Raw genomic sequence first — 12702 nt, 5'->3', positions numbered from 1 at the left:
ATTTGTCCCACAAGTTCAGTTCAAAAAAGTCTTAGAACGCAGGTGGGCTCTCTATGCAGGGGATGTGGCCTCGAAGGTATAAACGACTTCAGGTTCAAGTGTGCCCTTGAGAATTTCGGAGAGGTGGTCAAGTTCTGCTTCGCGGTGCTGCAGCTTCTCACTCAGGTGGTTGAGCGGATCAGCACCGGAACTCACCAGAAATTGCAGGACGCGGGGCGCACTGGTGACGGCCAACTCTTCGAGGGCCGCGAGGATCGCCCGGCGGCAGGGGCTGGTCAGATCGGCGTACCACTCGTTGGGCAGGGACACCGTTCCTGGCGGCAGGCCAACGTGGACGACGAGGGCGGCGGGGCCGAAGACAGCACTCGCCACCGGGCGGCGTTCCTCCTGAATCAACAGATCGTGCTGGGCGAACAGGTGGCGCAGCCCCTCGATCTGGTTGGAACGCTCCGGGGCCAGCGGCTGCAGGGGTGCATCAGGCCAGAGCAGGCCAAGGGTGAGCAGCCGCACGTTCGGCAGCAGGTGGCCGAGCTTCTGGGCTTTGGTGTTGAGGTAGGTGTAGTTGTAGTCGTTCTCTTCGATGATGAGGGGGACGCGATCAACCACTTCGAGGTTGTAGCCGCTCAGTCCGGCGATCTTGCGGGGGTTGTTGGTGATGAGCTTCATGCGCCGCACCCCCAGGTCGTTGAGGATCTGGGCACCGACGCCGTAGCTGCGCAGGTCGGCGGCAAAGCCCAGCCGCTCGTTCGCCTCGACCGTATCGAGGCCCATATCCTGCAGGGCGTAGGCTTTGAGTTTGTTGATGAGGCCGATGCCCCGGCCCTCCTGGCGGAGGTAGACGACGACGCCCTGGCCGTGGTGGTCGATGAGCTTGAGGGCGGCCTGCAGTTGCTGACGGCAGTCGCAGCGCAGCGAACCGAACGTGTCGCCGGTGAGACACTCGGAGTGGACGCGCACCAGCACCGGCTCATCGCTACCGGCGAAGGGCGCACCGGTGTCGAAGAGGGTGGAGGCGGCCTGCTGGGGACGGCGGACGAGGGCGACGTGTTCTTTGCCGTCGAGGGTGTCGCGGTAGGCAAAGATCTCAAAGTTGCCGAAGGCAGTGGGCAGCATCGCCTGGGTCTCGCGCCTGATGAAGCGCTCGGTCTGCAGGCGGTAGGCGATGATCTCGGCGATCGTGACAATCTTGAGACCAAAGTGGCGGGCATACTCAAAAAGTTCCGGCAGCCGCGACATCGAACCGTCGGCGTTCTGGATTTCACAGATCACCCCGGCGGGATACAGACCCGCCATGCGGGCGAGATCGACCGCCGCTTCGGTGTGACCGGCCCGCTTGAGCACACCGCCCTCGCGGGCCCGAATCGGAAAGATGTGGCCGGGCCGGGTGAGATCGAGGGGCCGGGTGCGCGCATCGATCGCCGCCAGAATTGTTCGGGAACGGTCGGCGGCGGAGATACCGGTGCTCACCCCCAGATGGGGACCGGCGTCGATGCTGACGGTAAAGGCCGTCTGGTTGCGGTCGGTGTTTTCGCTGACCATGAGCGGCAACTGCAACTGGTCGAGCCGCTCGGCAGTCATCGCCAGGCAGATGAGACCACGGGCGTGCCGGGCCATGAAATTGACCATCTCGGCTGTGGCAAACTGGGCCGCGCAGATGAGATCCCCTTCGTTTTCGCGGCTCTCATCATCGACGACGACGACCGCTTTGCCGGTGCGCAGGTCTTCGAGAACTTCAGGAACGGTATGAAACTTCTTCTCCACTGCCACACGTCCGCTACGTTTTTGGGCCGCGTCGAAGTTCGAGATCAGTCCGTCGGCTCCGCGTCAGCGGTCGAAATCTCTTCGCCCGCCGCCTTGGCAGCCATCTGCTGGCGATACTTCTCAGCCATCACCTCGGCATTGTCGAAGACCGCCTGCTTGTCCTGGGTCATCTGACCCGGCGTCTCCTCAAGCTGCTTGGTCGAGAGCGAAATGCGGCCCCGCTCGGCATCGAGGTCGATGACCATCACCTTGACCTCGTCGCCGACGTTGAAGACCGAGTGGGGCGTCTCGATGTGATCGTGGGAGATCTCGCTGATGTGCAGGAGTCCCGAGACACCGCCGATATCGATGAACGCGCCGTAGGGCTTGATGCCCCGCACGCGGCCAATCACCACCTGACCGGCTTCGAGCTTGTTCATGCGGCGCTCGACCAGGGCGCGGCGGTGCGAGAGCACCAGGCGGTTGCGCTCTTCGTCAACTTCGAGGAACTTGAGGGGCAACTCCTCGCCGATCAGTTCTTCTTTGGGTTCGCGCGTACTCAGGTGCGAACCTGGAATAAAGCCGCGCAGACCCTCGATGCGGACCAGGGCACCGCCTCTGTTGACCGCAAAGATCTTGGCGCGCACGGTCTGATCTTCAGATTGGAGCTTGCGCACCCGCTCCCACGCCTTCATGTACTCGATGCGGCGGATCGAAAGGGTGAGCTGGCCCTCTTCGTTTTCGTCGGAAAGAATGAAAAAGTCGAGTGTGTCGCCCTCGTGCAGCACTTCGGAGGGATCATCGACGCGGTTGATGGACATCTCCTGCAGCGGCAGGTAAGCGGCGGTCTTTGCGCCGATGTCGATCAGCGCGCCCCTCGGCTCCAGGCTAAAAACCGTTCCCTTGACGATGTCTCCGGGGTTGAAGCGGTAATCGTACTGCGAAAGCAGCTTTTCAAAGTCGTCGCGGGTAAAACCGATGTCTGGAGCAGCAGGGGCTGGGATGCCAAGTTCCATCAAAATAGACGTTCCTCCAACGCTTGCGGACGCACAAAGACAGAAAAAGCCGGTTTTGTCCAAACCGACAGTACCTACCTAGTTTAAACAAACCTGAAGGCCGGCGCAAGCGGAAGTACGGCTAGATGAGTTGTCCCACCCACTGACTGAACGCTTCGGGCGAGCCGTACCAGTAGCGCCCGCTGCGCGGCGAGTGCAGAACGCCCTCGATCGTCAGGTTCGTCGCCCCCTCCAGGTGGGCCGCTTCGACCGGGGTGATGCCGTCGCCCCAGCATTCGCCGCACCCGACGGTGAGTTCGTAGCTGCGGTAGGTAAAGTTCTCCCAGAAGCTGCCTTTTTTGCCGAAGACCGCCCTGCCGGCGACGCAGACGTAGCGGATACTGTCGCGGTAGAACGCTCCCGGATATTGGGAGTTGACGAAGGTCATGTTCTTGACGGTGTACTTCTCCATGCTCAGGTGGGGCGTGCCCAGGGTGATGAGCGAGGCCACCCGCTCCCGCTCCGCCCAGGTGCGACCGGCGTACTCTTTGTCACCTAAAAGCAGCCTGCTGATCCAGCCCCCGGCGGAGTGGGCGACGATATTCACCCGGTCCGCTGCAGGATAGCGGGTAAGCGCCAGGTCGATTGCACCTTTGAGCAGCTTTAAGACCGGCGTCATCGGCCTGTCGCCCAGAGTCGGCAGCCAGCCGTACCACTGGATGGGCACCACAAGAGCCGGAAAACCCGCCGCCTCAAGATCGCGAGCCAGCTGAGCGTACTCGCCTGCCGAGGCGAGATAACCGGGCACGATCACAGTGGGCAGGTGCTTATTCATCTGGATGAGCAAAGTTTCGACTTGCAGACCCATTATCGGCTCAGACCCCCTCCAGACAGCGCCTGATTTTCGATTTTCTCGCCATACTAAAAAAGAGGTCTCTACCCTCATTTTGCCGTGAACGTGGAGAGCGTCGGTGTAGTAAATGGATTCTGGTCCATTGCGCGCAGGGGATCGAAGATGGGTTCAACGGGCGAGAACCGGCTGCTGACCGTGTTGATAGAGAACAGGCAGAAGCTCGTCGATGATTGGATCGAGGAGCAAAGTGCCCTTAAAGTCTGGCAGAACGGCCTGATCGGCAGGGCTGAATTGACCGAGCAATGCACAGAATTTGTGCAGCTTCTTAGCGGGACGCTCAACAGCGACTATTCCGCAGATTTCAAGACCGCTGCCTGGGACGCATTGCGCGATTTTCTGCGGGATATCGTAGCAAGCCGCCTGGAGCAGGGCTTTACACCGATGGCCATCGCCACTTTTGTTCTTTCATTCAAGCAGCCGCTGTTTGAGAATCTGCGCCGCGCCTACGGTGAAGACGCCGGCGCTTTAGTCGAAACGATCTGGTCATCGACCGCCTTGATCGACAAGCTGGCGCTCTGGACGACGGAGGTCTTTCAACTTGAGCGCGAGGCGGTGATCACTCGCCAGCAGCAAGAAATGCTTGAGCTATCTACGCCGGTGGTGCAGCTGTGGCGGGGAATCCTCGCTCTGCCGCTTGTCGGTACCCTCGACAGCTCCCGCACCCAGGAGGTGATGGAGTCGCTCCTGCAACAGATCGTCGAGACCAGTGCGCAGTTTGTGATCATCGACATCACCGGTGTGCCGACGGTGGATACCCAGGTAGCGCAGTACCTGCTCAAAACCGTCGCCGCCGCTCGCCTGATGGGCACCGAGTGCATCATCAGCGGCATTCGACCGCAAATTGCTCAGACAATTATTCACCTGGGTCTGGATTTGAGCAGCGTGACTACCAAGGCGGTGCTCGCGGACGCTTTTGCCGTCGCCCTGGCGCGTAGCAACCTCAAGATCTGCCCGGCCAGCGACCATGGATGAGGGAGGGCTGGCCGAGCGCATTCCGATCTTAAGGATGGGCGAATTTTTGCTCGTCACCATCCAGGTCGATATGCACGACAGGCTGGCGATAAGACTGCAGGAAGAATTGACCCAGCGCATCAGCGCGACCAGGGCAAAGGGCGTCTTGATTGACATCACCGCCCTCGATATCGTCGATTCTTTTATTGGCCGGATTTTGGGCAACATTGCCCAGTTGTCCCGCGTTCTCGACGCTCAGACAGTCGTCGTCGGAATGCAGCCTGCCGTCGCGATTACCCTGGTGGAGCTGGGCCTGCCGCTACCCGGCATCCGCACAGCCCTCAATCTCGAGCGGGGCATCGCGCTTTTGCATGCCGCCCTCGGCACCTCCCCGCCTGCGGAGAGCCGCCATGATCGTCGAGGGGAGTGAGAAGATAGCCATCCGTCAGTCAGGCGACATCGTGCGGGTGCGTCAGATTGTGCGCCACTGGAGCGTGCGCCTGCGCTTCAGTATTGTGGATCAGACCAAGCTGGTGACAGCAGCGAGCGAACTGGCGCGCAACACCTTCGAGCACGGCGGCGGCGGCATCTGTGTTCTTGAAAGCCTGATGGAGGGCGCGCGCGCTGGACTGAGGCTGCGCTTCGAGGACGAGGGACCGGGCATTGCGAACGTCGATCTGGCGCTTAAAGACGGATACACGACCGGTAGCGGCATGGGCCTCGGCCTGGGAGGCGCGAGGCGATTGGTGGACGAATTTGCAATCACCTCTCATCCCGGCCAGGGAACCCAGGTAACGATCACCAGATGGCGATAACCGCTGCGGACAGTCCGGCGCTTGGCTGGTTGAACTGCCCGCAGCATCGGGAGCAAGGATGAAAACGATCAGCACCTCGAGTACTGTCTCGATCGAGGAATTGAGCCAGATCGGCGAAGCGCGCAGACAGGCGCTGGCGCTGGCGGAGCGGCTCAACTTTGCGCCGCTGGTGTGCGCCAGGGTGGGCCTCATCGCCACCGAGGCCGCAAGCAACATTCTCAAGCATGGCGGCGGCGGTGCGATCGTGCTGCAATCTATTCCATGCTCCGGTAATAGTGGCCTTGAGATCCTGGCCCTCGACAGCGGTCCTGGAATGGGCAATGTCGAGCAGTGTATGGTCGATGGCTTCTCGACAGTGGGCAGCAGCGGTACCGGCCTGGGAGCGATCGCACGTCTATCGGACAGTCTTGAAATTTATTCTCGCCCCGACCAGGGCACAGCCCTGCTATCGCGCTTCTGGTTGCAGACTCCTGCAAGACCCCCGTTCACCGTTCGCCTGGGGGTGGTGCATCGGGCGCGGGCCGGAGAAAAAGCCTGCGGCGACGGTTGGGCCATCCTCGAAAAAGACGGCTGTACCCGCGTTCTGGTGGTCGATGGGCTGGGTCACGGTCTTTTAGCTGAGAAGGCCGCTATCGCTGCGATCGAATCGTTCGAGGGCCACATCTGGTCCAGCCCCGTCTTTGCCCTGCAGTCCGTCCATGGGGCCTTGCGCCATACGCGGGGAGCAGCAGCGGCGGCGGTCGAAATCGACCCGGCTCAGCAAATTCTGCGCTTTGCCGGGATCGGCAACATTGGGGCGACGCTCATCACCGGTAGGCAGAGACGGGGGCTCATCTCCCATAACGGTACCCTTGGACACCGGGCGGAGCGCTTTCAACAGTTCGACTACCCCTGGAGCCCGCGTTCACTGCTTATCCTGCACACCGACGGTCTCAGTTCACACTGGCAGCTTGAACGCTACAGTGGACTGGTTCTCAGGCATCCCGCCTTAATTGCAGGTATCCTGTACCGTGACTTTGGACGCACCCGCGACGATGCGACGGTGCTGGTCTGGCAGCCGGAGGCGCAAGAGCATGAAAAAAAATAAAACGATTTTGAGCGCCGGCATTCGTTCTCAGCAGGATGTGGTCCTTGTGCGCCAGCGGGCGCGCCAGGTGGCGCAGGCGCTCGGCTTCAGCGTCCAGGAGCAGACCCGGATCGCCACGGCAGTTTCAGAGATTGCCCGCAACGCCTTCGAGTACGGCGGCGGCGGCAGGGCCGAATTTTTACTCGATGAGCAGCCTCCTGCCACCTTGCTGGTGCGGGTGAGCGATCGGGGGCCTGGCATCGCCGAGCTTGACGCGGTGCTGGAGGGCCGTCCCAGCACGAGCAACGGCCTGGGTCTGGGGATTGTGGGCGCTCGCCGCCTGATGGATCGTTTTGAAATCACCACCGACAGCAAGACTGGAACGGTGGTGCTCATGGGCAAAGTCCTGCCCAGGCAAAATGGGCTGGTAGCGGAAGGGATCGAAAAGATCGCCGAGAAGATCGCCCGCGACCTGCCCCGCGACCCGTTCAGCGAGATCCAGCAGCAAAACCGAGAATTGCTCAGCACGCTGGAGGAGTTGCGCGAGCGGCAGGCAGAATTGCTCGAATTGAACCTCGAACTGGAGGACACCAACCGGGGGGTGGTCGCCCTCTACACCGAACTCAACGAAAAAGCGGACTCCCTCGCTCGGGCCAACGAACTGAAGACCGCGTTTTTATCCAACATGAGCCATGAGTTTCGCACGCCGCTCAATGCGATCTTGAGCCTCTCGGCGCTGCTTTTAGATCGCGTGGACGGCGACCTCACCCCGGAGCAGCACAAGCAGGTAAGCTTTATCCAGCAGTCCGCCCAGGGGCTTTCGGATCTGGTCAACGACCTGCTCGACATGGCCAAGGTCGAAGCGGGCAAGGTGAGCGTCCATCCGAGCGAATTTCAAGTAGAGAGCCTGTTCGGCGCTCTGCGCGGGATGCTCAAGCCGCTGCTTGCACCCAATTCGGCGATCAACCTTGTCTTCGAGGAGTTGCCCGGTCTACCGGTGCTCTACACCGACGAGGGCAAAGTGTCTCAGATCCTCCGAAACTTTATTTCCAACGCCTTAAAATTTACCGAGCAGGGCGAGGTGCGGGTCACCGCCCGGCCCGGCCCGGCAGCGAGTGCTACTGTTGTCTTCTCGGTTGCGGATACCGGTATTGGCATTCTTTTTGAAGATCAAGAACGTATCTTCGAGGAATACACCCAGATCGATAGCCCTCTGCAGCAACGGACGAAGGGGACCGGGCTGGGCTTACCTCTCTCGCGCCAGCTCGCCCAACTTCTAAAAGGGCGCGTCTGGGTGGGCAGCTCGCCCGGACGGGGCTCGACCTTTTACCTCGAAATTCCGGTGTGCTACGACAGCGAGCGAGATCTTGCAGCCGCTGACTGCGACTGCAATCCGGCTGGACCGTTTGTGCTCGCCATCGAAGACAATCTTGAGACCCTCCTGCTTTATCAAAAATACCTACTGGGAACGAGCTACAGTTTGCACCCCGCCCCTACATTAAAAGAAGCGCAGCGTGTCCTCGATAATGCTCGGCCTGCCGTTGTTCTGCTCGACGTGCTGCTCGGGGACGAAAATACATGGGGCTTTCTCAAACAAATCAAAGAAGACGAGGCGACCCGCACGATACCAGTACTGGTTGCGACAGTTGTGGACAATCACCAAAAAGCGGTGGCTCTCGGAGCGGACGGGTTCTGCGTCAAGCCAATCGAGCGCGAGTGGCTACTGCAGATGCTGAGGACTTTCAGTCATGAGAGCGGTTGATGCGATCACGATCTTAAACGTGGACGACAGCGCGGCCAACCGCTACGCAGTGGGCCGCGTTCTTGAGAAGGCGGGCTTCCGGCTGGAGGAGGCAGCAAGTGGCAGCGAAGCACTCGAACGGGCAGTCGGGTGCGATCTGATGATCTTAGACATCAATCTGCCCGACATCGATGGCTTTGAGGTTTGCCGCCGTCTGCGCGCCAATCCGCTGACGCGCTCGCTGCCAATTTTGCACCTGACGGCGAGCCGCACCGGCAGCGACAGCAAGGTGCAGGGTCTGGAGGTGGGAGCTGACGGATATCTGGTGCGCCCGGTCGAGCCACGGGAACTGGTAGCGACGGTCCGTTCCCTGCTGCGGGTACACGAGGCGGAGGAAGCGGCCAAAAACGAGGCCAGACAGTGGCAGACCACCTTCGATACCATCGCCGACGGCATCAGTTTGCTCACCACCCAGGGCGTTCTCATCCGCTGCAACCAGGCGATGAGAACGATCCTGGCAATGTCTTCTGAAGCTCTTATTGGGCAGTTCTACGAACAACTGCTGCAGGAGAAACTGGACCTGCGCGAGGGGATTCTCCCCTGGCCCTTTGCGGGCGGCGAAGCGGTGGAATGGCGGGCGGGGGAGCGCTGGTGGCGGCTGAACCTGACAAGGGTGCAGGACGAACAGAATCACGGGACTGGCTTTGTGGCCATCCTCACCGATATTTCCTTGATCAAGCGCGCCGATGAGGAGCGGCTGCAACTGTTGGAGCGCGAGCAGGCGGCCCGCGAGGCAGCGGAGGCGGCCAACCGCGCCAAGGACGAATTTTTAGCCATGCTCAGCCATGAACTGCGCACCCCCCTCAACCCGATCATCGGCTTTGCCCAGTTGCTCAGGCGCGGTCGTACCAACGAAGCGAATGTTGAGCGGGCGCTGGAGGCGATCGAGCGCAACGGTCGGCTCCAGTCGCAGCTGATCGAGGACATGCTCGACGTCTCGCGAATCATCTCAGGCAAGCTGCGCGTTCAGCTGCAACCAATGGATCTCCTGCCGGTGGTCCTGGCTGCCATCGAGTCGGTGCGCGCCGCTGCCGAAGCCAAAAAAATCACAATCGAGACCTGTTTTGGCGAGAACAGTCTGCTGAATGGGGATGCAACCCGCCTGCAGCAGGTGGTCTGGAACCTGCTCACCAACGCTGTAAAATTTACGCCAGTGGGGGGAAAGATGAGTATCGGGGTCGGGCGCGTCGGCGAACACGTCCGCCTGCAGGTGGCAGATACCGGCCAGGGCATCTCGAGTGCTTTTTTGCCCCACGTTTTTGAGCGCTTTCGCCAGGCAGACAGCGGCAGCACCAGGCTCCACGGCGGGCTGGGACTGGGACTGTCGATCGTCCGGCACATCGTCGAGCTGCATGGTGGACAGGTCCGCGCCGAGAGTGCCGGGGAGGGCCAGGGTTCGACATTTACGATCGAACTGCCCTCAAGAGAGTGACTTTTTAGCGTCAAGACAGTTGGCCGGACATCCTGCAGGCTCCAGGGTCACCTTGGGTTAAGATCGGTCCTATCCGGCAACGATTTGGTAAGCACTATGGCGTGGTGGAACAAAATCTTCGGCGATCCGCAGGAGCGCAAGACTAAGAAGTACCAGCCCAGGGTCGCGGAGATCAACGCTATCGAAGAGGAGATCGCTGCCCTCAGCGACGAACAGTTGCGCGCCAAAACCGCCGAATTGCAAAAGCGCGTCGCCGAACAGCTCAAAGACGTGCAACTCGATGGCCTCGATCTGCGCGAACAGCGCCGCCGCATCGACGCTGCCCTTGAGACGGTGCTCACCGAAGCGTTCGCCATCGTCCGCGAGGCAGCAAAGCGCGTCATCGGCCTGCGCCACTACGACGTGCAGCTGGTGGGCGGCATCGTCCTGCACGAGGGGCAGATCGCCGAGATGAAGACGGGCGAGGGCAAGACCCTCGTCGCCACCCTGCCTGCCTACCTCAACGCCCTTACCGGCAGAGGCGTGCATATCGTCACGGTCAACGATTATCTGGCCCGGCGCGACTCGGAGTGGATGGGCCAGGTGCATCGCTTTTTGGGGCTGAGCGTCGGTCTTATCCAGCAGGGCATGGATTCTGTCGAGCGCCGCGAAAATTACGCCGCCGACATTACCTACGCCACCAACTCCGAGCTGGGCTTTGATTACCTGCGCGACAACATGGCCACCAGCCAGGAGGAGTTGGTGCAGCGGCCCTTTAACTACTGCATCATCGACGAGGTCGATTCGATCTTGATCGACGAGGCGCGCACGCCGCTCATCATCTCGGGTGCCGTCGGCAAACCTGCCGAGAAGTACCTGCGGGCCAACGATGTGGCCCAGGCTCTCGAGCGCGAAAAGCACTACGAAGTAGACGAAAAGCAGCGCAACGTCACCCTCACCGACGAGGGCTTCGTCCTCGCCGAGCAGATGCTGGACACCGACGATCTGTTCAGCCCCAAGGACCCCTGGGCACACTTCGTCTTCAACGCCGTCAAGGCCAAGGAACTGTTTATCCGCGACGTGCAGTACATCGTCCGCAACGACGAGGTGGTGATCGTCGATGAATTTACAGGCCGCGTCATGCCCGGTCGGCGCTGGTCCGAGGGGCTGCACCAGGCGGTCGAGGCCAAAGAAGGGGCAACCATTCAAAACGAGACCCAGACCCTCGCCTCGATCACCTATCAAAACTTTTTCTTGCTTTATCCAAAGCTGGCCGGGATGACCGGCACCGCCGTCACCGAAGAACCCGAATTCGGCAAGATCTACGGCCTTGAGGTGACGGCGGTGCCCACCAACCGCAAGGTGATCCGCACCGACCTCGCCGATCAGGTCTACAAGAGCGAGAACGGCAAGTGGAGCGCCGTCGCCAACGAAATTGCCGAGATGAACAAGGTAGGCCGCCCGGTGCTGGTGGGCACCACTTCGGTCGAAAAATCCGAAGTGCTCTCGGATCTGCTCAAGCAAAAGGGCATCGCCCACAACCTGCTCAACGCCAAGCCCGAAAACGTCGAGCGCGAGTCTGAGATCGTCGCCCAAGCCGGGCGCAAAGGAGCGGTCACGATCGCCACCAACATGGCAGGCCGGGGTACCGACATCCTGCTGGGGGGCAACGCCGAATATATGGCCCGCCTCAAGCTCAAAGAAGCCGTCTTCCCGGCCCTGGTGAGCGACGAGGAAGATCTCTTCTCACCGATGCTGACTCTGCTATCGGGCGGTGATAGTCGGGGGGTGGGTTTTGGCGCTGCCGCCAAGAAAAAAGCACTGCCCAGGGCGGATCTGTTTCCGTGCGAGTTGAGCGAACCGACCCAGAAGGCGCTCAAAGAGGCGGTTGCCTTCGCCGTCGAACAACTGGGGGCCGAATCGCAACCGGCGCTGCAGGTCGAAGATCTCATCGCAATTGCCTCCGAGAAGGGGCCGACCAGCGATCCGGTGGTTCAGCGCCTGCGCGATGTCTACCGGCTCATCTACAAGGAGTACCAGGCGGTCACCGACTACGAACACGAGGAAGTCGTTCGCCTCGGCGGCCTGCACGTGATCGGCACCGAGCGCCACGAGTCGCGGCGGGTCGATAACCAGTTGCGCGGTCGTTCCGGACGCCAGGGCGACCCCGGCTCGGCCCGGTTCTTTCTCTCCCTGGGCGACAACCTCCTGCGCATCTTCGGCGGTGAGCGGGTGGCGGGGCTGATGGAGGCGTTCAAGGTCGAGGAGGACATGCCCATCGAGTCGGGCCTGCTCACCAAGAGCCTCGAAAATGCCCAGCGCAAGGTCGAGACCTTTTACTACGACCAGCGCAAGCAGGTCTTCGAGTACGACGAGGTGATGAACAACCAGCGCAAGGCGATCTACGCCGAGCGCCGCCGTGTCCTGCAGGGCGAGGATCTGAGCCCTGTCGTCCGCCAGTACATCGACGAGACGATAAGCGAAATCGTCCGTAGCTGCGTCGATCCGGAGCGGCCCCCCGAAGAGTGGGATCTGCCCCGTCTCATCGCTGCGATGCAGCAGCTCATCCCGCTGCTCGAAAACCAGCTCGACCCGGTACAACTGGGCGACCTCTCGGCGATCGAGCTGGAAGAAGACCTCAAGGAGCAGGCCCGCCTTGCCTACGAGACGCGCGAAGACTATATCAACGCGATTCAGCCCGAGCTGATGCGCGAGGCGGAGCGCTTCTTTATCCTCAATCAGATCGATAACCTCTGGCGCGAGCACCTCCAGCAGATGGACGCCCTGCGCGAGATGATTGGTCTGCGCGGTTACGGGCAAAAAGACCCGCTCATCGAGTACAAAAACGAAGGCTACGAGCTGTTTTTGGAAATGCTCGCCGAAGTGCGCCGCAACGTCGTCTTTGCGCTCTACCACTTCCAGCCCCAGTACAACCCGCCCATCGACGACGGGATGGCCTACGCCTGAGTACCAGAAGCCTTCAGTTCGCGGTCCGGCTAGAGCAAAGAAG

General features: G+C 61.0%; 10 protein-coding genes. 7 read left to right on the top strand and 3 right to left on the bottom strand.

Features of this window, described 5'->3' with window-relative positions; all coding sequences use genetic code 11:
* Positions 1-51 precede the first annotated feature (51 nt).
* The 3 genes from ribBA to GKIL_RS05400 all read right to left on the bottom strand — a co-directional run bounded on the left by ribBA (position 52) and on the right by GKIL_RS05400 (position 3603).
* On the bottom strand, positions 52-1761 hold the full coding sequence (gene ribBA / locus GKIL_RS05410; RefSeq protein ID WP_023172426.1) for a bifunctional 3,4-dihydroxy-2-butanone-4-phosphate synthase/GTP cyclohydrolase II: 1710 nt from the start codon (positions 1759-1761) through the stop codon (positions 52-54).
* A gap of 44 nt (positions 1762-1805) precedes the next feature.
* Entirely contained in the window at positions 1806-2756 is a 951-nt protein-coding gene (locus GKIL_RS05405; RefSeq protein WP_023172425.1) for a 30S ribosomal protein S1, read from the bottom strand.
* Positions 2757-2877: 121 nt separating this feature from the next.
* Complete coding sequence (locus GKIL_RS05400) at positions 2878-3603, bottom strand: esterase/lipase family protein (RefSeq protein WP_023172424.1); 726 nt, start codon at positions 3601-3603, stop codon at positions 2878-2880.
* Between the two features lie 147 nt (positions 3604-3750).
* Between GKIL_RS05400 and GKIL_RS05395 the strand changes: the two genes are divergently transcribed.
* The 7 genes from GKIL_RS05395 to secA all read left to right on the top strand — a co-directional run bounded on the left by GKIL_RS05395 (position 3751) and on the right by secA (position 12659).
* Positions 3751-4620, top strand: a complete 870-nt coding sequence (locus GKIL_RS05395; protein WP_023172423.1) for an STAS domain-containing protein — start codon at positions 3751-3753, stop codon at positions 4618-4620.
* Entirely contained in the window at positions 4613-5029 is a 417-nt protein-coding gene (locus GKIL_RS05390) for an STAS domain-containing protein (protein WP_023172422.1), read from the top strand. Before GKIL_RS05395 ends, GKIL_RS05390 begins: the two co-directional genes overlap by 8 nt.
* Positions 5010-5414 (top strand): anti-sigma regulatory factor, encoded by a 405-nt coding sequence (locus GKIL_RS05385; RefSeq protein ID WP_023172420.1) that lies wholly within the window; start codon positions 5010-5012, stop codon positions 5412-5414. The genes GKIL_RS05390 and GKIL_RS05385 overlap by 20 nt, the downstream gene beginning before the upstream one ends.
* A 58-nt stretch (positions 5415-5472) precedes the next feature.
* On the top strand, positions 5473-6501 hold the full coding sequence (locus GKIL_RS05380; protein ID WP_023172419.1) for an ATP-binding SpoIIE family protein phosphatase: 1029 nt from the start codon (positions 5473-5475) through the stop codon (positions 6499-6501).
* Entirely contained in the window at positions 6488-8242 is a 1755-nt protein-coding gene (locus GKIL_RS05375) for an ATP-binding protein (protein ID WP_023172418.1), read from the top strand. Before GKIL_RS05380 ends, GKIL_RS05375 begins: the two co-directional genes overlap by 14 nt.
* A complete protein-coding gene (locus tag GKIL_RS05370) occupies positions 8229-9713 on the top strand; it encodes a sensor histidine kinase (RefSeq protein ID WP_023172417.1) in 1485 nt (494 codons plus the stop codon). Before GKIL_RS05375 ends, GKIL_RS05370 begins: the two co-directional genes overlap by 14 nt.
* Before the next feature lie 96 nt (positions 9714-9809).
* Positions 9810-12659, top strand: coding sequence for a preprotein translocase subunit SecA (gene secA / locus GKIL_RS05365; protein ID WP_023172416.1), 2850 nt, complete (start codon positions 9810-9812; stop codon positions 12657-12659).
* Positions 12660-12702 lie beyond the last annotated feature (43 nt).

The organism is Gloeobacter kilaueensis JS1 (genome assembly GCF_000484535.1).
GTDB classification, from domain to species: domain Bacteria; phylum Cyanobacteriota; class Cyanobacteriia; order Gloeobacterales; family Gloeobacteraceae; genus Gloeobacter; species Gloeobacter kilaueensis.
This window is presented reverse-complemented; position numbering and strand designations above follow the sequence as displayed.

Bases quoted from the DNA above. Each gene is read 5' to 3' on its own strand.
- secA (WP_023172416.1), top strand. From the start codon at position 9,810: ATGGCGTGGTGGAACAAAATCTTCGGCGATCCGCAGGAGCGCAAGACT.
- GKIL_RS05380 (WP_023172419.1), top strand. From the start codon at position 5,473: ATGAAAACGATCAGCACCTCGAGTACTGTCTCGATCGAGGAATTGAGC.
- GKIL_RS05390 (WP_023172422.1), top strand. From the start codon at position 4,613: ATGGATGAGGGAGGGCTGGCCGAGCGCATTCCGATCTTAAGGATGGGC.
- GKIL_RS05400 (WP_023172424.1), bottom strand. From the start codon at position 3,603: ATGGGTCTGCAAGTCGAAACTTTGCTCATCCAGATGAATAAGCACCTG.
- GKIL_RS05370 (WP_023172417.1), top strand. From the start codon at position 8,229: ATGAGAGCGGTTGATGCGATCACGATCTTAAACGTGGACGACAGCGCG.
- GKIL_RS05395 (WP_023172423.1), top strand. From the start codon at position 3,751: ATGGGTTCAACGGGCGAGAACCGGCTGCTGACCGTGTTGATAGAGAAC.
- GKIL_RS05405 (WP_023172425.1), bottom strand. From the start codon at position 2,756: ATGGAACTTGGCATCCCAGCCCCTGCTGCTCCAGACATCGGTTTTACC.
- GKIL_RS05375 (WP_023172418.1), top strand. From the start codon at position 6,488: ATGAAAAAAAATAAAACGATTTTGAGCGCCGGCATTCGTTCTCAGCAG.
- GKIL_RS05385 (WP_023172420.1), top strand. From the start codon at position 5,010: ATGATCGTCGAGGGGAGTGAGAAGATAGCCATCCGTCAGTCAGGCGAC.